The organism is Succinivibrio dextrinosolvens DSM 3072 (assembly GCF_900167015.1).
GTDB classification, from domain to species: Bacteria; Pseudomonadota; Gammaproteobacteria; order Enterobacterales; family Succinivibrionaceae; genus Succinivibrio; species Succinivibrio dextrinosolvens.
The window spans coordinates 1-19868 of the sequence record NZ_FUXX01000044.1; the positions used below are offsets into that span (position 1 = coordinate 1).

Sequence of the window (19868 nt, forward strand, 5' to 3'; positions counted from 1 at the left end):
AAATCCACCACATAATTCCTTTAAGAAAATTATTGACGAATTAAATGGAATTCAGGAAATAGAATTTACCTCAGGATTTATTGCAGTGAAGCCTGTATCAAAAGTTCAGCAGGAGTGTCTGAAGTTATTTAGAGCAAAGACTCCATCTGACAGATATGACAATGAACTTGCCTATGCGAACAGATTAAAGAAGGCTCGTAAACCACATTAGAAACGAATTACTTGGACAAGATTGTTGTGTAGGTACAACTCAATGCAAAACGCAGGGAATTACTTGGACAAGATTGTTGTGTAGGTACAACTCAATGCAAAACGCAGGGTAGGTACAACTCAATGCAAAACGCAGGGAATTACTTGGACAAGATTGTTGTGTAGGTACAACTCAATGCAAAACGCAGGTGGTAATTTTCTGAATGGATTGATTATTCGTTTAGAGATGCTGTTGGATGGCGGAGAAAAGGGGATTTGAACCCCTGAACCGCCTATAAGACGATTGTCGCATTTCGAGTGCGATGCATTCAACCACTCTGCCATTTCTCCGTAAGCACAATTATATTCAAATTGTTCATAAAAACAAATAGTAAGATGATAATAGAACTATCTGCGTTTCATTTTTCTGATTTGTACCTTAGTTTCTTTACTTACGTAATTTGATTCAGTAATTTTCTGAAGTGCTTTGTTATAGGTTTTATCATCTAGAACAATGCTGTTAACCTTATCAAGAACAGATTGACCGTTTTTTGTGTACAGAGTAGCTATAAGCCAGGCTACACCCATGTGTACATAGTATTCTTCTGTGTTTATATTATTCAGGTATGAAATAATCTCATCTTCGTATTTAGCATCTGAGAAATACATAAGAGACATTACACAGGCAAATCTTAGAGTAAAAGGCTTGCTTTGTACCTTAAAACACTTTTTGATTAGCGGATAGTACAGCTTATGATTATCCTTACATGCCTTTAGCTCAGAGCAGAATCCATCGCATATGGCCCAGCCGTCAATATAGCTTAGAAACTCTTTTACATGATCAATTCTCTTTTTTTCGTCTATTTTTGCTCTGCCGATGAAAATCGCCTTACAGAGTTTTTCTTCAAGATATGCATTATCAGGTAGAGGTGAGGATAAAAGTTCCTCTGTTGAGTATTCTTTTAAATATCTGAGGGCAATTTTTCTGACTATTGGAATGCGAACTCCTAATATCTTTATATCTGGACTTAGTTTCTGTGAGAATTCTCTGTATGATTCCTCTTTAGAATTCTCCAAATCCTTGTATAAATCATTCCATGAAAAATTTTTCATATTTTTTACGAAGACATTCTTTTTCGAGAAAAGATATATCTGCTCCATGTTATTTTGTTTTATTTACAAGTTAAGGTAGACTATACCAAATTTTTTACATCAAAATAGTTTCGATTTTTCATCGACACGGAATGTATAATAAAATCATCTTGTAATTTAATGAGTTACAGTGTTATGCAAATTTTATTTGTGCACAATATTTTTCGTTTACAAATAAAATTGCTATCTACCACGCAAATATAAGGCAAAGTTATGCAATTTTTAGTAAAATAATATGATAATAAATAATAACATTGTAACCGTTTGCGAATTTTTACGAGGAAACAAATGAGCGTCACCTTAAAAGACCTAGCTAAAGCATCTGGCGTTTCGATAGGTACTGTTTCACGCGCACTTAATGATAAGAATGAAGTCAGCGCAAAAACATCAGAGAGAATTCGTCAGCTTGCTCAGGAATTGGGGTATATTCCAAATCGAGCTGGTCGAGCTTTATCTTCTCAGAAAAGCATTAACTATGTTGGTATAGTAATTCCTAGTATCAATTCTCCTTTCTTCGATGATATCAAAAAAGGCATCGATATGGCTTTAAAGGAGTTCAAGGATTTAGGAATTGATGTGATCATCAAGGAACAGGAAGGCTGGAGTGTTGATACTCAGATTAAAGCTCTTGATGAACTTGAAAATTCAGGATGTAAAGCGTTTGTATTATGCTCTGTTGATTCTGAAGAGATTCGAAACAAGATTGCTGAACTTTCAGATAAGGGATATCCTGTTGTTCTTCTGAATAATGACTTACCTGGAACCAAGAGATTATGTTTTGTTGGTCCTGACTACTTAAAGTCTGGAAAAGTTGCAGCAGCCATGGTTGATAAGTGTCATCCAGGCATTCCTCTAAAAATTCTTGTCGTTGTAGGTTATAAGTCTCATTTGGGTCATAAGACCAGACTCGATGGCTTTATTTCCGAAATGAAATCAAGAAGACAGGATTATGAAATTGTTGATGTAATAGAGGGTAATGATCAGGACATTATTACTCAGCAGGTTACTATGAAAGCCTTCATGAAGCATCCTGATGTCAATGTTGTTTATATGGCAACTGGTTCTGGTGTTTCAGGTCTTGGTGCAGCAATTATTGCAGATTCTGAACATAAGCGTTTTATTCTTGCATGTGATGAGATTTACACCACCAAGGAACTGGTAAAGAACGATATTATTGACTTTGTAATCTGTCAGTCTCCTGTAGTACAGGGATATCAGGTTATTAAGAAATTACATGATTATCTGAATAAGATAGGAAATCTCCCTGAAGACTACATCGTGGATACTGTTATTAAAGTTAAGAGTCACTTCGATTAGTTTTATATTATGTTTGTTTGATTGTGAAGGTCCCACGTTTTATATGTGGGATTTTTTTTATCCTGAACAGGTCGTATTAGTGCTGTTAATCTGAATTGACCTAAATAGTCATGAGTCTCTGCATATAATAAAAAAGACCTAAACATCACAATGTTTAGGTCACGAATTAAAGAACTACGTATTTTGAGAGTTTACTTAATAACAAATTAATTCTTTTTAATCTGTCCGTAATAAGCGTTAGCACCATGCTTACGTAAGTAGTGCTTATCAAGCAGATCCTGCTGCATTGGCTGAAGATCTGGTCTTAAGGTTAGAGCGTGATATGCCATAAATGCAACTTCTTCAAGAACAACTGCATTATAAACAGCATTAGCAGGTGATTTTCCCCAAACGAATGGTCCATGAGAGTAAACTACACATGCAGGAACATCCTTCATGTTGATGTTGCGCTTCTTAAAGGTTTCAACGATTACTTTACCGGTCTCAAGCTCGTATTCACTTTCGATTTCCTGCTTGGTCATTTTTCTTGTGCATGGAATTGCACCGTAGAAATAGTCTGCACCAGTAGTACCTAAGGCAGGAATATCAATACCAGCCTGAGCAAATGAAGTTGCATTGCGTGAATGAGTATGAACAACACCCTGAATATCTGGACATGAACGGTATAATTCTAGGTGTGTTGGAGTATCTGTTGATGGATTTAAATCACCTTCAACAGTTTCGCCTGTCTTCAGATCTACTACAACCATATCCTCAACCTTCATGGTTTCGTAGTCAACTCCTGATGGTTTGATTACTACTAGGCCTGACTTTCTGTCAATACCTGATACATTACCCCAGGTGAAGGTTACCAAGCCATGCTTTGGTAAGTCTAAGTTAGCTTCGAATACGGCTTTCTTAAGATCTTCTAACATTTTTTACTCCGAGTTTTTATAAATTGATGTTGTGTATATTTATATTGATGTTGTGATTTATAGATGAAAAAATTATCTTCGCTTTTTTTATATGAACTTATTGTACGCTTAATTTTTATTAAGAAAAGTAGTAAAAGTATGATCTATGCAAAATATTTTAGTATTAAATATTTAAACTCTTAAATATCAATAAGTTAAATTTAATCGCAAACGATTGCAATTGGTGTTAAAAACGGTCAAAAATAAAACCGTTTTCTTTTAACGCCTTTGGAATAATTCTCTGATTTGTCAGAAGAAGATCTCCTCTTTTATCGAATTTCAGCACCAGTTTGGGAATGGGAATTGTGAGAAATTTTGAGGATGATGCGAGTTTTAAAATCTGATTTGCTGTCAGAAAATGATCAGAACACAGATTGAAAATTCCATAAAGCTTATTGATAATGATATGCCTTATAGCTAGAGCACAGTCAGAAACAGAAAGGTAAGGGATATAGTTGTTGCCTCCTATAATATATAGTCTAGGCATGTATTTTAGATTATCTGCAAGACCGCCTCCTGTTCCCACGACAACACCTATTCGACAGATGCTGACGTTAGTCTTATGCCTGTCAGTAAGCTCTCCTGCTTTGTTTTCAATAGCCTTGCAAATACTTGCATATACAGTATCAGAAAGGTCTCCTGTTTCATCCTGCAGGCAGTTATCCTTATAGATTCCTGTTGCACTTGCCTGTATAAAATGAGAAGGAAATTTATCGGTGTATTTTTCTGAGAGAAGCTCTATTGTTTCTATTCTTGAGTTCTGTATCTCTTCAAGTCGTGATTTGCTTAGTCTTTTCTCTGCTATTGACTCTCCTGAAAGATTTACGATAACGTCAACCTCAGGAAATTCGTCATCAGCTTTTAATACTGTAATCTCTTTTTGAAATCCAAGATTGTTTACGACATTTTTCTGATGAGTGTATACGAAGATAGTATCTTCATTCTTGTGGAGAAGGGTAATAAGCTCTCTTCCTATAAATCCAGAGCCTCCAGCAACAAGTATTCTCATCTTTACTCCTAAAGTGTATGTCTATTTGGATTATAGTAGGCGGATAAAATAAAAGCAGCCGAAGCTGCTTTTACTTAAGTTAATTCAGAGTTCTGAATTAGTCTTTAACCTGAGTTGCCTGAATTGCGGTAACAGCTACAGTGTAGATGATATCGTCAACTAAAGCACCACGAGACAGATCGTTAACAGGTCTCTTCATACCCTGTAACATAGGGCCGATAGAAACAAGTTTAGCTGAACGCTGAACTGCCTTGTAAACAGTGTTACCGGTAGACAGGTTAGGGAAGATGAATACAGTTGCCTTACCTGCAACTGGTGAACCAGGAGCCTTCTGAGCTGCAACGTCTGGCATTACAGCTGCGTCGTACTGTAGAGGGCCGTCAACAGCGATATCAGGACGCTTTGCACGAACAAGAGCAGTAGCTTCCTTCATCATGTCTGCATCTGGACCTTTACCAGAATTAATGGTTGAGTAGGTAACCATTGCAACTCTTGGATCAATACCGAATGCCTTAGCGGTATCAGCAGACTGGATTGCAATCTCTGAAATCTCTTCAGCAGTTGGGTTGATGTTTAGAGCACAGTCACCGTATACATAAACCTGCTCGTCCATCAGCATGAAGAAAATAGCTGAAACAAGCTTTGCACCAGGAGCTGTCTTTAGAACCTGAAGAGCTGGACGGATGGTATTAGCTGTTGTGTGAACAGCACCTGAAACTAGACCATCTAATTCCTTGCTGTCGATCATCATTGTTGCAAGGAATACGTTGTCCTGTAACATTTCAAGAGCCTGTTCTGGAGTTACACCCTTAGCCTTACGTAGCTCAACCAGTCTGTCAACATACTTCTCACGAACTGAATCTGGATCAACGAACTCAACGTTCTCACCAAGAGTTACGCCCTGAGCCTTAGCAACCTCAAGGATCTTGTCCTTCTTACCGAATAGAACTGGAACTGCGATGTTCTGCTCTGCAACCTTAGCTGCAGCACATACTGTACGTGGCTCATCACCCTCTGGTAGAGCAATCTTCTTGTGAGCAGCTCTTGCAAGAGCAGTCAGCTTGCTACGGAATGCAGCTGGGCTCATTAGAGGAGTTGCCTTCTCTTCAAGATTCTTGATTAAATTGATTGCCTTTGCATCGAAGTCTTTTGAAGCATTTTCCTCAATTAACTTCTTCTGTTCTTCATCGTCTCTTAACTGAGCAGGGAAATCTGCTAGAGCCTGAGCAACAGACCACATTGGCTTCTCTGAGGTAATTACGGTAGCGCCGTCAACTGAACCTGAAACGCCGTCGGTTAGAATAACAATCTTAGCTGAAGTCTGTGCTGGAAGAGTATCTGTTACAAGAACTGATTTCTCGTTTGCGCTTTCATTTGAAAGAGAAACCTTGAATGCACGAACATTCTCGTCGCCTGATGCAATCTTTGCATCGATAAACTGAGCGATGTCCTTTGCTCTTGGAGCGTAGTAAGCCATGTCGAAGTTAACATTGGCAATGAAATCTGTTAGAACTGCATCTTCCTTCTTAGCATCACATGCAGAACCGCAGCACTTGCCACAGCCTGAAAGAACTAGCTTCTTGTTGCCCTTAGCATCCTTAGGAGCCTTCTCATTTAAAAGAATTGTTCCTAGGTGCTGGTTCTTTCCAGCGTTGCCGAAGTAAAGAAGTGTTGCATCAATTGCGCTCTTAGCGCACTTGCACTTGCCTGATACTACAGAAATAATATTTGCATCAAAAGCGTGGCAGATTTCAGCGTTGATCTCATTAACGTTGAAAGGAGCGTCAGTTACACCTTCAATAACAATTACATCATATTTATTTGCATCTTTTAGAGCATTGTAGTTTGCTACGATTGCTTCGATAACTTCTGTCTTTTTTCCTTCAGAAAGCTTCTTAGCAGCACAGCACTTGTTTAAAGAGGTTGTTGAACACTCTTTACCGCAGCAGCTGTAGAATGGTGTGAAAAGAGCAGCCTTAACGCCGTTGTCGTTTAAAGCCTTTACTAAACCTAAAGATGCAGTAAAAATACCAGTGGTTTTACCTGCTGGCACTAGCATAACATTACGTGACACTTGTGACTCCATACTTGCCAAAATTTAAATTATTTCTATACACGGATCTGTATCCAAGCATATTAACCAAAAAATTATAACATACCGTATAAATGCAGATTCGTAATAAAATGATAAGATTGTATTTTTTGTATAGTAGATTGTGTTTTTAAGATAACTATTTATAGAATTTTCTTAAATGAAAATTATTTTAAGGATAGCTGGTGAATATTGTAAGTAAAATCAAAATTGGAATTCAGTATATGAATGACTGGCCTCTGGAACCATTGCTAAATCCCGTTTTCCCAGAATGCCGTGTTAAAAGAGCCGTTATGCTCGGACGAAAAATACTACCACCTTTTATTGTTTTTATTCTATTCTGGGCCGTTTACCAGGGAGGCGGATTCAAGGGGATTCCTCTCCTGTTTGCGCTGTCATCTAACTTTCCTGTAACCTTGGTCTGTGTGATTTTTCTGATGCTTATGCCTCTGCAGGGATACCTGTGGTTTTATAAAAGAGCTGTAACCAGATTAAATGACAAGCAGAAGGATTTTTATATTCTCGTATGCTCCAAACTTGAAAAGGAGCCTGCTATGAATCCAACCATGATGGACCTTGAAAAAGCTCTCAATGCCTGTATTAAAACCTTCGGAACAGATCTTCTGAAAAAACTGTAAATTGCGAATTTTGATAACAAACTGTTTGTAATCGTTTGCAAAAATGTAAAATTATTTACATAAATGTTAGTCTATAATTTTATGTGATATGCTAATATATCTATAAATCAAATAATTAAAATTTGGATTTAAAGAAAAGCTTCAAAATTAAGAATTTCCGTAAAGGTTTACGTATTATTTTTGAAGCACCTCAAAAAATTTTTTATAAAAACGCAAAAAATGTAAAACTGTGTCACGTTTTCTTTAATCCGAAATTCGTTTTGAGCGCTCTCTGTCATACAATCAGTCTCAGAAAAGAGTTAATTATTTGGTAATTCTTTCTATTTACAAACAAACATTACAATCAGGAGTTGTTATGAAATTAGTAAAAGCTGTTCTTGCTGCATCTATCGGTGCAATCATTGCTTCTTCAGCTGTTCAGGCTAAGCAGTTAACCATTGGTTTCTCTCAGATCGGTGCTGAGTCAGAGTGGCGTACTGCTAACACTAACGATGTTAAGGAAGCAGCAAAGGCTCACAATGTAAATCTAAAGTTCTCAGATGCTCAGCAGAAGCAGGAGAACCAGATCAAGGCAATCCGTACATTTATTGCTCAGAAGGTTGATTTAATCGGTCTAGTACCTATCGTTGCTACCGGTTGGGATAACATTCTACGTGAAGCTAAGAGAGCAAAGATTCCTGTATTGATTGTTGACCGTGACCTAACCGTTTCAGATCCATCTCTATATGTTGCAAAGATTGGTACTGATTCATATGCAGAAGGTCAGAAAGTTTACAAGTGGATCGACGATTACGTAAAGGCTAACAATGTTAAGCCACGTAACGGCGGTGACAAGTTAAACATTGTTATTCTTGAGGGTACTGTTGGTGCATCAGCAACTACCGGTCGTGGTAACGGCTTCAACGATGCTCTAAAGGCAGATCCTGATGGCGCTAAGAAGTTCAACATCCTAGCTTCACAGACTGGTGACTTCACCCGTCAGAAGGGCCAGGAAGTTATGGAGTCATTCCTAAAGTCAAATCGTAACGACATCGATATTCTATTCGCTATGAACGACGATATGGCATTAGGTGCTGTTCAGGCTATCGAAGCTGCAGGTCTAAAGCCATCAAAGGATATCATCATCGTTTCAGTTGACGGTGTAAAGGGTATCTTCCAGGCTATGATCGACGGCAAGACCAATGCAACTGTTGAGTGTAACCCACTACAGGGTGAGCTATTCTTCCAGACTGCAGAAAAGGTTCTAAAGGGCGAGTCAGTTCCTAAGAGCGTATTCGTAGAGGAAGGCGTTTACACTGCAGACAAGGCTGCTGAAGTATTCCCATCACGTAAATACTAATCATATTTACAACAACAAAAATAGGGTGCAGCAATTGCACCCTAATTTGAATTTAAACCAATCATCAATCATCAAGAAGAACACCTGCATTAGGAGGGCTGTATGGCCTTAGAAGACAACGAATATATATTGCAGATGAAACACATAGACATGTTCTTCCCTGGAGTTAAAGCCTTAAAAGATGTTTCTTTCAATCTGAAAAAAGGTGAAATTATCTCTTTAATGGGTGAGAACGGTGCTGGAAAATCAACATTAGTTAAAGTATTAACAGGTGTTTATCACAAGACTAATGGTGAAATCACTTTCGATGGTAAGGTAATCGAGCCTACCACTCCTCTAGCCAGTCAGCAGATGGGTATTTCTACCGTTTATCAGGAAGTAAATCTATGTGCTAATTTGTCAGTTGCAGAAAATATTTACATTGGACGTGAACCTCGCGGAGCATTTGGTCGTATCGACTGGGCAACAATGCAGAAGAATGCATCTGACTTACTATTCCGTGAATTAGGTATTGATATAGATGTAACCAAAGAACTTAATTTCTATCCGGTTGCAATGCAGCAGATGATTGCAATTGCACGTGCTATCGATACCAAATGTAAAGTTCTGATTCTGGATGAGCCTACTTCATCACTATCAGATAAAGAAACTGAGAGACTGTTTAAGATTATGCGTAATCTGAAGTCTCAGGGCATCTCAATTATTTTCATTTCTCATTTCCTAGAGCAGATTTATACAATCTGCGATCGCATCACAGTTTTACGTGATGGTACCTACATCGGTGAGTACGATATCAAGTCTTTACCTAGAATTGAACTGATTTCAAAGATGATGGGTAAGGAAGTTAAAGAAGGCGAAATTGAATCTAACGTTGATAAATCTGTTCCTCGCGAGAATGTATTCTTGGAGACAGAGCACGTAACTGTTCCTGGAAAGGTAAAAGATCTTTCAATGGACATCAAGGAAGGTGAAGTTGTTGGCTTTGCCGGTCTGTTAGGTTCAGGCAGATCTGAAATTGCTGAAACTCTGTTCGGTACACTTCTGAAATCAAGCGGAAACATCTATATTGATGGAACTGCTGTTTCTGTTAAGACTCCAATGGATATGATGAAGAATCGTATCGCATTCTGTCCTGAAGATCGTAAGGTACAGGGTATTATCGGTGATCTTTCTGTAAGAGAGAACATTATCCTTGCTCTACAGGCTAAGAACGGCATGTTCAAGCATATGTCTAGACATCGCCAGAACAAGCTTGCTGACTACTATATCAATCTGTTGAGAATTAAGGTATCTGACCGTGAGCAGCTCATCAAGAACCTATCTGGTGGTAACCAGCAGAAGGTTATTATTGCTAGATGGCTTGCAACTGAACCTAATCTTCTGATTTTAGATGAGCCAACCCGTGGTATTGACGTTGGTACCAAGTCTGAAATCGAAGCACTAGCTGTTTCCTTAGCTAAGGAAAAGGGCATGTCAGTTGTATTCATCTCAGGTGAGATGGGCGAAATGGTTCGTACCTGTTCAAGAGTCATGGTAATTCGTGATCATGAGAAGATTACTGAATTAAATGATGATGAAATTTCAACTGCTCATATTATGCAAGCAATAGCCGGAGACTATCATGGAAAGTCTTGTTAAAAAATTTACTCAAAGCTCACTTGCTTTGCCTCTGGTTGCTTTAGCAGTGCTGCTTTTATTCAATGCATTTTTCGTAGATGACTTCTTCAAAATTGAAGTTATGGAAAATGGCAATCTGTACGGTCGTCCTATTGATATTCTTTACCGTGCATCTTCACTTATCATTCTTGCATTAGGCATGACATTCGTTATTGCAACTGGCGGTATCGACATTTCTGTTGGTGCTGTTGTGGCAATTTCTTCTGCAACATGCTGTGTGATGTTAGGTGGTAATATTTCTGGAATTCCTGAGCATCCATTCTTCGTTGCAATTCTAGCTTCACTCTGTGTCGGTATTGTTGCAGGTATCTGGAATGGTACCCTGGTTGCAAAGCTTAAGATTCAGGCAATGGTTGCTACCTTGATTCTGATGACAGCTGGTCGTGGTATTGCTCAGCTTATGACTGACGGTCAGATCATTACCGTTTACTACAAGCCATTCGCTTACATCGGTGGTAACATCCCAGGTGTAATGCTTCCAACTGCAATGATTATTGCTCTTGCAATGGTTATTCTGGTTCTTTTCATTAACAAGAGAACTTCAATCGGTTTAATGATTCAGTCTGTTGGTATCAATGCCAATGCAGCCCGTTACGCTGGTATTAAGGTTACAGCAGTTCTGTTCGCTGTATACATTTTCTCTGGTTTCTGTGCTGGTACCGCTGGTCTGATTGAAGGCTCTCTGATTAGAGCTGCAGATGCTAATAATGCCGGTCTGAACATGGAAATGGACGCAATTCTTGCTGTTACTCTAGGTGGTACTCTGATGGTTGGTGGTAGATACTATATTGGTGGTACTATCATCGGTGCTATTACCATTCAGACCTTAACCACAACCATGTACGCAATTGGTGTTTCATCAGATCGTCTTCCTGCTGTTAAGGCAATTGTTATTCTTCTGATCATCGTATTCCAGTCTGAGAAGTTTAAAGAAATGTATCGCAACTATAAGTTAAAGCGTCTTGATACTCAGTTGAGTGGAAAGAAGGAGGTTTCAAATGCGTAGTAGGTTTTTATCAAACTTAGTTGCATCCCAGAACTTCCCATTCTATGTAACTGGTGCATTATTCCTGGTTTTATTCGGTTTCGGTTCAGTTTTATTTGATGGCTTCTTCAGCCTGCAGGTTTTCCTGAATCTGTTTATCGATAATGCTCCTCTTATCATTGTAACAGTAGGTATTACCTTTACAATTCTATCTGGTTTTGGTGGTATTGACCTGTCTGTTGGTGCAGTGGTTTCACTATCATGCATGACTCTGGCTGTACTGATGAGAGATACAACAATAAGCCCATATGTATGTATGGCTATTGTTCTTGCAATCGGTATTACTGTCGGTCTGATTAACGGTCTACTGATTACCTACTTCAGACTGCAGCCTTTCATTGTTACTCTAGGTACAATGTTCCTATGCCGTGGTTTAACTGCAATCTTATCTCGTGATTCAGTGCCAATCGACAATCCTCAGTACTCAGAATTAGCATTCTTCTCATTCGAGTTCGGTGACTACTTCTTATCTTTAGGTGCTGTTATTGCATTGTTCATGGTTGTACTTGCTACCATCATCCTTCGTTATACCTCATTCGGTAGAGGCGTATACGCTATCGGAGGTAATGAGCAGTCAGCTAAACTGATGGGCTTGAAGACTGATTTCATCCGTGTTCGTGTTTATATTATCTCTGGTTTCTGTGCTGCATTAGGTGGTATCTGCTACTCATGGATCATGTTATCAGGATACACACTTCATGGTTTAGGTATGGAGATGGATGCAATTGCTTCTTCTGTTATCGGTGGAACCCAGCTGATGGGTGGTGTTGGCTTTATGCCAGGTACTCTATTAGGTGTAATGATTCAGGGCTCAATTCTGACCATTATCTCCTTCCAGGGAACTCTATCTGCATGGTGGACCAAGATCGTTGTTGGTTTATTACTATGCTTGTTCATCGTAATGCAGGCTTTAGTAAATGCTCATAAGAATAAACTTATGAACCAGATTGCTGAAGGTTCTGTAAAGGATACTAAATAAATTCATCGATCACACTTTCATTAAATGAATTTAGGGGTATGTCACAAAGCATACCCCTTTCTATTTCCTATTCTTATTAATTATCTATGATCGATATATAACAATAACAATTATTATTAATTTAAAAATAAAACTATAAAAATTTAAAAATAAACATAAAGACAGTAGACACAAGAATAATCTTGCATGAGGGATGTGCTATGACAAAGGCAAATTTATTCTTAATTGCTCTTACTGTAATTACAGCAATAGCATCAGTTACAATCAGTGCAATACAAGATGAACCAACAACTGTAACAAGAGTTAACTCTTCTTTTACAATTGATCGTTAATCTGTATAGGTGATATTTAGGAGATAAAGGTTAGTAGGCATAGATCCTATCGGACGGATCTATGCCTATTATCGTTTTTGAGCAGCATAATTTCTTCTATAGTTAAGATACTTTCTAATCTTAATCTATTCTGTAATTTCCTGATTATCCTCTCTTAATCATATCTGTATTGAATGATTCAGTATTACCAGCTTTTATTAAGAATTCTACTAATTACTTCTTCGAAGTTTATTGTTAAAGTTAAATGATAATAAGATGATTGTAGAGTAAAGGAAGTGTTTGAATAGGGTAGATACAAAAAGGCGTTGAAACTATATTGTTAATTTACTAGGTCAGAGGTAACAATACTTCAACGCAAGTCGAGTTTTCAGTTTTTGAGGTGATTTAATAATCTGGAACAAAAAGTCCCTCTATATATAGATACAGAGGGAACATTTTTAAGAATTTATATTACATTAAGTAATTTATTACCACCAAGCTTCAACCTGAGCACCGAACATTAAATCACTGGTCTTATCCAAAACACCGCTCTTTGTCTTTGGACCAACCTGATCATTGGTATTTGAACCGTGAACATATGAAACGTAGAATCTTAACTCAGGACGTGACCAGAAGTTTGAAGCATCAGGTGCAATTGCATAAGCAAGAGTATACTTCTTACCGTTCTTAGTTAGATGAGAACCATCTTCATACTTTGTTTTCTCTACGTATGCGCCAGCTTCTGCAACTAAACGAGTCATCTTGGTTAGCTGATAGAATGGACGAACAATTACAGATAAGCTCTTGCAGTTGTCAAAGCTTGTCTTTAAGTCCTTGTCATATTCGCTTCCTGTTGAGTAAGCTGCATTAACAACGTGCTGGAAACCGAAACGTTCTGTGATATGAGTGTCACCAGTGTTGATAAATCTGTAACCAGCTCCTGTATCACCGTAAACTTTAGCACTGCTTCCCCAGTTTGCATCTCTTGCAGTTGAACCTAGGAATGCCTGGAAAATTGACTTATTCCAACCTGCAGCAAAACCCTGATTTAATTCGATGCTTAGATTAATTGCATCTCCGAATTCTTTGTCGGTTGTATATGCCTTGTAATAACCTTTTTTATCCTTTTCTGGTTTTACATATGTTGCACCTAACTGGATGGTTGCATCATTCCAAGCAGGGAATTCATAACGAGTATCGAAATAATTAACCTTTAGCTTGCTAGGTTTAATTTCATTGCCATTTGAATCAACTTCCTTTGTATAACCATCTTTTAACTGATAGTTAACATCATCTCCGTCTCTATCAGTTCTTGTCCAAGCCAGATTTAGTTTACCAGGACCAACAGTTAGAGTATCAATACCGGTACCAGTACCTGATACGTTGTAGTAGTAGAAATCATTGATATGGGTGTCTTCACGCTTGTAGTATCTCTTACCGATCCAGATGTTTGCATCTTTATCGCTATCTATTAAACCATTTACATTAACGTAAAGCTGACGTACTGCGATGTTCTTATTCCAATCGTAGTCATCATTGTCTTCTCCATGACCGAACATTGCAAATACTGAGAAGGTTGTATCTTCTACTTTAACTACATCTGAACCAAAACCTAAATCGGCAAAAGTATCATTTTCGTTACCAAGACGACCAACCTGAGTTACAAAACGTTTTGCGGTGAAAGCACTGCTACCATGCTGTATACCAGAACGTAAGTAACCTGAGAAGTTAACATTTGGAGTGTATTCTGCGTGTGCTGCAGGCATAGAAGTGACGGCTGCAAACATAGCTGCAGCTATTAAGCTGATTTTCTTCATAATTTATATCCCAAAAAAATTTAATTTATAGATCCGAATTTTGAGAAGGAAATTTCATAAATACATTTCTGCATTTAAGTTCTTCAAATTAACTTCACAAATTAATATTCAGACTTTTTTATTATCGATCTCATCGGATCTTTGTTTTTTTTACCTAAAAACACCAAATAAATTATTTAGAATTTTTAATAGATGTTTTTAAGCGTTTTTATTTTGTTTTATTTTTTTTATTTCTTCAAACATGAAAAATAAATTTAGTGATCTTGATTCCAAAAAATCTTTAAAACGATATGTATAAAATGAGATATAAATCACAAAACATTCTTATTGAAAAAATAAAATATATAGCAATTTGCAATAAATCGTTTTAGCGTTCTGAAAAATTTAGACAATATCAACTTTTTTATAAAAATGAAAATTATTGCATTATTTTGTCATCGTCAGTTTTGAGATTTTTTGATGCGTGTTTATAAAAAATCGTGACAGAATGCATAAAACATGATTTTTATCTGTTTCTATAAAAGAAAAATAAAAAAAATTTGAGAGAAATTGTAATAATGCACAATTTGTGTCTTGTATATTTTTTTCTTTATTTTAGCTATAAAATAGCGAGACTTTATTCGATGCAGAATTTGCGCGTTAAGTCACTATTAAAATAATAATTACGTGAAAAAATAAGTTTGGGACATTCATAGAGCTATTTGGTGCGATGATAATGAGCAGATTATCAAAATATATTGGCTTGATTCTTCTTGTAACTTTTTCTTCTAAATCTTTTGCTGCTAATGAGTTAGTAGTCTGGGAAGATGAGAAAAAGGCAAAAGGTATTACTCAGGCGGTCGCTGATTTTGAGAGCGAATTCAATTGTAAGGTTACAGTTAAGGAAATTCCATATGTATCACAAGTTGAAAAACTAAGACTTGATGGTCCCGCTGGAACTGGTCCTGATATCTTTATGATTCCATCAGATAGAATTGGTTCTGCTGTGGTTCAGGGACTTGTTGCTCCAATAAAGTTTATGAATGAAGATCAGGATAAATATATTGCTTCATCTGTTTCTGCATTTACTCGGAATGGCGAAATCTATGCTGTTCCTAAAGTTGTAGAAACTCTCATCATGGTTTATAACAAATCTGTTCTCCGCAGACCATTTGATACTCTTGAAGAGTATTTTGACTATTCTAAGAAGAGACTTGATCGCGAGAATAAAGAGTATGGTCTATTAGTTAAACTTGATTCTTTATATTACGCCTTCAGTATGATGCAGCCTTACGGCGCATATGTCTTTGGCTTAGATAAGGATGGCAATCTTGATGCAAATGACGTTGGATTGTCAAATAAAGGTGCTGTTGAAGGAATTGAACTCGCCAAGAAGTTTTATGATAATTCCTGTATTCCAGAATCAATTTTAGGTGAAGATGGTATTTATGAGCTTGATAACCTTTTCTGTTCAGGAAAAGTAGGGGCAGTAATTACTGGTCCTTGGGCTCTTGACTATTATAAGACTGCGGGCATTAACTATGGTGTAACGCCTCTTCCTATTCTTCCAAACGGAAAACCTATGAGTTCTTTTTTAGGAGTGAAGGGATACGCTATTTCAACCTGGGCTAATGATTACGATTTGGCAGAAGAGTTCCTAAGATTTATCAATCAGCCGAAATATGTAAAACAGAGATATCTTGATACCAATGAAATCCCTCCTGTTAAGGCTGTAATGATTGATCCTATTATTACTGAGAATGATGTTGCAAACGCAATCGCTGTTCAGGCAAGTCGTGCAAGTCCCACTCCCTCTATTCCTGAGATGGCTGAAGTATGGACTCCAATGGATACTTCACTACGTTCAATTTATGAGAATAACAAGTCCGTTAAAGATGCTTTAAATTCTGCAGTTGAACTCGTTCATTATCAAATCGAAGCTTTCAGATCTGGCATGTAAAAAAAAACGGTCACTAAATTGTAGTGACCGTTCTCAGTGTTATTTTTCTGTCTTAAGCCTTAAGGCATTCAACAGCCTGTCTTTCAACTCCCAGGCATAGAACATATCTTTCTAGGAACTTATCAAAGCCAGCTACACCAGCAGGGGTAGGATCGATCTTTGAACCGTCAGCGTCCTTGAATACACGGCTGTCTAGGAACTGAGGAAGAGTCTGCTTGTTGTTATCTGCAGTTGCATAAGCAGCAAGTAGGGCAATACCCCAGGCTCCACCTTCTCCTGCGGTTGTCATAACCCATACAGGAGTATTCAGTGCATCTGCCATAATTGACTGACCAACGCCCTTTGTCTTGAATAAACCGCCATGACCTAACAGTTTATCAATCTTAACGTTTTCGCTCTTCAGAATATTCATACCGATTCTGATAGCGCCTAAAGAAGTATTCAGATTTGATCTGAACAGGTTAGCAACATTGAATTTTGAGTTAGGCATTCTTGCTAGAAGAGGTCTGCCTTCAGGAATATTGGTGATATTTTCACCAGACAGATAACCATAGGTAATAATGCCGTCACAGTCAGGAGCTCCATTATTGAGTGCCTCGTTGTAAAGAGTCTTGAACAGAGTGGTTGTATCCATCTCAATGTTTGCAGCTCGTAAGAAGTCTGCGAATAAGCCAACCCATGCATTCAGATCAGATGTACAGTTATTTGCATGAACCATGGCAACCTGTAATCCATCTGGAGTGGTTACACAGTCGATTTCTCTGTGAAGTTTCTGTAAGGCCTTCTCTAGAACAACCATTGCGAAAATAGATGTGCCAGCGGATACGTTACCGGTTCTTACAGCAACAGAATTTGTTGCGACCATACCGGTACCTGCGTCACCTTCAGGTGGGCATAATAGGCATCCTGGCTGTAGAGTACCTGAAGTATCAAGTAACTTAGCACCTTCAGCGGTTAAGGTTCCTGCGTTCTCACCTGCAGTTAGAACCTTAGGCAGAAGCTGCTCTAAAGTGTAAGGAAGTTTTTCTTCTTTTAGAAGATTATTGAATTTTGCCAGGTATTCCTGATTGTAATCCATCTTGTCTGAATCAATAGGGAACATACCTGCAGCGTCACCAACTCCTAGAACTTTTTCACCGGTCAGCTTCCAGTGAACATAACCTGCCAGGGTAGTGAAGAAATCAACCTTAGAGATATGATCTTCTTTATTTAGAATACACTGGTATAAATGAGAAATACTCCAGCGCTCTGGAATGTTGAACTGGAATAAGTCAGTTAATTTTGCTGCAGCTTCAGTGGTGTTTGCATTTCTCCATGTTCTGAATTGTGCAAGCTGATTTCCGTCTTTATCAAAAGCCATATAACCGTGCATCATTGCTGAGAAACCAATTGATGCAAGCTTGGTGATAGCAACACCGTACTGGTTCTTAACATCTTTTAGAAGATCCTGATAGCAGTCCTGAAGACCGGTCCAGATATCATCTAAATGGTAAGTCCAAAAACCGTTTTCCAGGCGGTTTTCCCACTCATGAGCTCCCTGTGCGATTGGTTTGAAATCTTCAGGATTAATAAGAACGGCTTTGATACGGGTTGATCCGAATTCAATACCAAGAATGGCTTTGCCATCGGAAATGATATTTTTTAAGTCTGACATTGTATTCTCACTTATGTATTATAATGTTGAATGGATTTGATATGTATAATACTATAAAACACAAACGTTTGCATAGTTGTTATTTATCTCACTTTTTGAAGAAAAATTTTATTTTTTATTTCTTCTGAATCAATGAAGATGTAGATATTTCAGTATTTGAAAGCATGTTTTCGAAATATTAAAAAAAACATAAAAAACGAAAACGATGTCAGTTAAGGATTGTTATGCGATATTTAGTTTTGTCGGATATTCACGGTGGTTCGGAGGAATTAAAACAGGCTCTGCAGTTTTATAAAAAATTTAATTGCGATTTTATTATTCTTCTTGGGGATCTTCTGAATCATGGACCTAGAAACAAACTTCCTTCTTCATATGATCCGATGATTGTCGGGGAAATCCTAAATAAGTATAAAGACAGGATTATATCGATCAGAGGAAACTGTGACAGTGAAGTTGACGGAATGGTTTTTGATTTTCCCTGCAATGCCGCATACGGATATGTTGTTGTAGAAACTACTGCAGGATTAAAAAGAATATTTTTAACTCATGGACATCTTCATAAGATTGATTCTGAAGAGCAGATCTCCAAATTAGGTCTTAATAAAGGAGATATAGTCCTATCAGGTCACACCCATGTATCTGGAATATTTTATAAAGACAGCGGTGTAGTAAACATAAATCCAGGTTCGATCTCAATTCCAAAGGGTGGTACGCAAAAAGGATTTGCATTGATTACTGAAAATGCAATAGAGTTGTACGACCTTAATGGAAATTTACAGAATTCATATAAGTTTCAGGAGTAATTTTCAAATGTTAGCTACCTCAATTGATTTAGTTTCAAAATACGATTATCTGTCAGAAAAATTCACAGCTGCATATAAGTGGCTTGCTGAACATGACATTAAAAATATGGAAGATGGCAAATACGTAATTACAGATGGCGTTTTTGCAATGGTTCAGCGCTATGAAACTATTGATTTTTCAGAGGCAAGATTTGAATCTCACAAGGAATATTTTGATATTCAGTATATTGCTGATGGCAAAGAGAGTTTTGGTATGGCTTTAGTTAAAGACTGTAAGCTAAATGAGTCAGTACCAGATAATGACGTTTATTTTTATGACACCCCAGAATTTTTTACAAAGGTAAATTTAAAAGCAGGTGATCTGATCGTAGTTCCTCCTGAGGAGGCTCATCAGCCAAGAGCATGCTATAACAATGAAAAAATGGCCGTTGTTAAGGTTGTAGTGAAGGTTAAGATTTAAATTTATAGAAAAAAAATTAAAAAAAATTTTAAAAAACATTTGACATGGGTCAAAAAAAGTCTATAATGCATTTCCGTTGTCACGAACGACAACGACAAATAAAACCAAGCGTTTTAAAAGTTCTTTAAAAACAAGTACGGACAATCTGTGTGGGCCCTCGGAAGAGGGAAACAAAGAGATAGAGAAAGCTAAGGCTGAGGGACTATCAAAAAATTTAAATCAAAATCTTTTTTATCGAAGAGTTTGATCATGGCTCAGATTGAACGCTGGCGGCAGGCCTAATACATGCAAGTCGAACGGTAACATAGGAAAAGCTTGCTTTTCCTGATGACGAGTGGCGGACGGGTGAGTAAAGTTTGGGAAGCTACCTGATAGAGGGGGACAACAGTTGGAAACGACTGCTAATACCGCATACAGCCTGAGGGTGAAAGCAGCAATGCGCTATCAGATGCGCCCAAATGGGATTAGCTAGTAGGTGAGGTAAAGGCTCACCT

At 37.7% G+C, this 19868-nt stretch carries 17 protein-coding genes, 1 tRNA gene and 1 rRNA gene; 12 read left to right on the forward strand and 7 right to left on the reverse strand.

Translation table 11 applies throughout. The annotated features are described in order from the left end of the window. The coding region (locus B5D46_RS12205) for a hypothetical protein (RefSeq protein ID WP_159443089.1) at positions 1-211 on the forward strand (211 nt) is incomplete at its 5' end. A gap of 236 nt (positions 212-447) precedes the next feature. Here B5D46_RS12205 and B5D46_RS09890 read toward each other — a convergent pair. Continuing rightward, positions 448-540 (reverse strand) — tRNA-Ser (locus B5D46_RS09890). A 57-nt stretch (positions 541-597) separates the two neighbouring features. Beyond that, on the reverse strand, positions 598-1302 hold the full coding sequence (locus tag B5D46_RS09895; protein WP_159443090.1) for a DNA alkylation repair protein: 705 nt from the start codon (positions 1300-1302) through the stop codon (positions 598-600). A gap of 327 nt (positions 1303-1629) precedes the next feature. Between B5D46_RS09895 and B5D46_RS09900 the strand changes: the two genes are divergently transcribed. Beyond that, positions 1630-2658 (forward strand): LacI family DNA-binding transcriptional regulator, encoded by a 1029-nt coding sequence (locus tag B5D46_RS09900; protein ID WP_031491252.1) that lies wholly within the window; start codon positions 1630-1632, stop codon positions 2656-2658. A 206-nt stretch (positions 2659-2864) separates the two neighbouring features. Here the strand turns inward: B5D46_RS09900 and B5D46_RS09905 are convergent, their stop codons facing one another. From B5D46_RS09905 to pta, 3 genes are all read right to left on the reverse strand, one after another. After that, positions 2865-3572 (reverse strand): L-ribulose-5-phosphate 4-epimerase, encoded by a 708-nt coding sequence (locus B5D46_RS09905; RefSeq protein WP_078929328.1) that lies wholly within the window; start codon positions 3570-3572, stop codon positions 2865-2867. Positions 3573-3798: 226 nt separating this feature from the next. Next, complete coding sequence (locus B5D46_RS09910; protein WP_078929329.1) at positions 3799-4620, reverse strand: NAD-dependent epimerase/dehydratase family protein; 822 nt, start codon at positions 4618-4620, stop codon at positions 3799-3801. A 97-nt stretch (positions 4621-4717) separates the two neighbouring features. Beyond that, a complete protein-coding gene (gene pta / locus B5D46_RS09915) occupies positions 4718-6694 on the reverse strand; it encodes a phosphate acetyltransferase (protein ID WP_159443091.1) in 1977 nt (658 codons plus the stop codon). Between the two features lie 203 nt (positions 6695-6897). Between pta and yfbV the strand changes: the two genes are divergently transcribed. The 6 genes from yfbV (at position 6898) to B5D46_RS12425 (ending at position 12722) form a co-directional block, all read left to right on the forward strand. Then, on the forward strand, positions 6898-7350 hold the full coding sequence (gene yfbV / locus B5D46_RS09920) for a terminus macrodomain insulation protein YfbV (protein WP_078929331.1): 453 nt from the start codon (positions 6898-6900) through the stop codon (positions 7348-7350). 355 nt (positions 7351-7705) lie between these two features. Next, entirely contained in the window at positions 7706-8689 is a 984-nt protein-coding gene (locus B5D46_RS09925) for an ABC transporter substrate-binding protein (protein WP_078929332.1), read from the forward strand. Positions 8690-8791: 102 nt separating this feature from the next. After that, entirely contained in the window at positions 8792-10327 is a 1536-nt protein-coding gene (locus B5D46_RS09930; protein WP_078929333.1) for a sugar ABC transporter ATP-binding protein, read from the forward strand. Further along, the gene (locus B5D46_RS09935) at positions 10311-11372 is read left to right on the forward strand and encodes an ABC transporter permease (RefSeq protein WP_078929334.1); all 1062 of its coding nucleotides are present in this window, start codon (positions 10311-10313) and stop codon (positions 11370-11372) included. The genes B5D46_RS09930 and B5D46_RS09935 overlap by 17 nt, the downstream gene beginning before the upstream one ends. Beyond that, positions 11365-12390 carry a galactofuranose ABC transporter, permease protein YjfF gene (gene yjfF / locus B5D46_RS09940; protein WP_078929335.1) on the forward strand — a complete coding sequence of 342 codons (1026 nt, stop codon included), beginning with the start codon at positions 11365-11367 and terminating at the stop codon, positions 12388-12390. The genes B5D46_RS09935 and yjfF overlap by 8 nt, the downstream gene beginning before the upstream one ends. A 200-nt stretch (positions 12391-12590) precedes the next feature. Beyond that, positions 12591-12722, forward strand: a complete 132-nt coding sequence (locus tag B5D46_RS12425) for a hypothetical protein (protein WP_268844397.1) — start codon at positions 12591-12593, stop codon at positions 12720-12722. A gap of 467 nt (positions 12723-13189) precedes the next feature. Here B5D46_RS12425 and B5D46_RS09945 read toward each other — a convergent pair whose 3' ends face one another. Then, positions 13190-14518 (reverse strand): carbohydrate porin, encoded by a 1329-nt coding sequence (locus B5D46_RS09945; protein ID WP_078929336.1) that lies wholly within the window; start codon positions 14516-14518, stop codon positions 13190-13192. Positions 14519-15233: 715 nt separating this feature from the next. Here B5D46_RS09945 and B5D46_RS09950 point away from each other — a divergent pair. Further along, positions 15234-16457 carry an extracellular solute-binding protein gene (locus tag B5D46_RS09950; protein WP_078929337.1) on the forward strand — a complete coding sequence of 408 codons (1224 nt, stop codon included), beginning with the start codon at positions 15234-15236 and terminating at the stop codon, positions 16455-16457. Between the two features lie 52 nt (positions 16458-16509). On the opposite strand, the gene B5D46_RS09955 is transcribed toward B5D46_RS09950, so the two are convergent. Continuing rightward, complete coding sequence (locus B5D46_RS09955) at positions 16510-18111, reverse strand: xylulokinase (RefSeq protein ID WP_078929338.1); 1602 nt, start codon at positions 18109-18111, stop codon at positions 16510-16512. Positions 18112-18335: 224 nt separating this feature from the next. On the opposite strand from B5D46_RS09955, the gene yfcE reads away from it, so the two are divergent. From yfcE to B5D46_RS09970, 3 genes are all read left to right on the forward strand, one after another. Beyond that, positions 18336-18914 (forward strand): phosphodiesterase, encoded by a 579-nt coding sequence (yfcE, locus tag B5D46_RS09960; RefSeq protein WP_078929339.1) that lies wholly within the window; start codon positions 18336-18338, stop codon positions 18912-18914. A 7-nt stretch (positions 18915-18921) separates the two neighbouring features. Then, positions 18922-19374: a NanQ anomerase/TabA/YiaL family protein gene (locus B5D46_RS09965; RefSeq protein WP_143675660.1), complete on the forward strand. Its 453-nt coding sequence runs from the start codon at positions 18922-18924 to the stop codon at positions 19372-19374. A gap of 231 nt (positions 19375-19605) precedes the next feature. Beyond that, a 16S ribosomal RNA gene (locus tag B5D46_RS09970) occupies positions 19606-19868 on the forward strand; the annotation flags it as partial.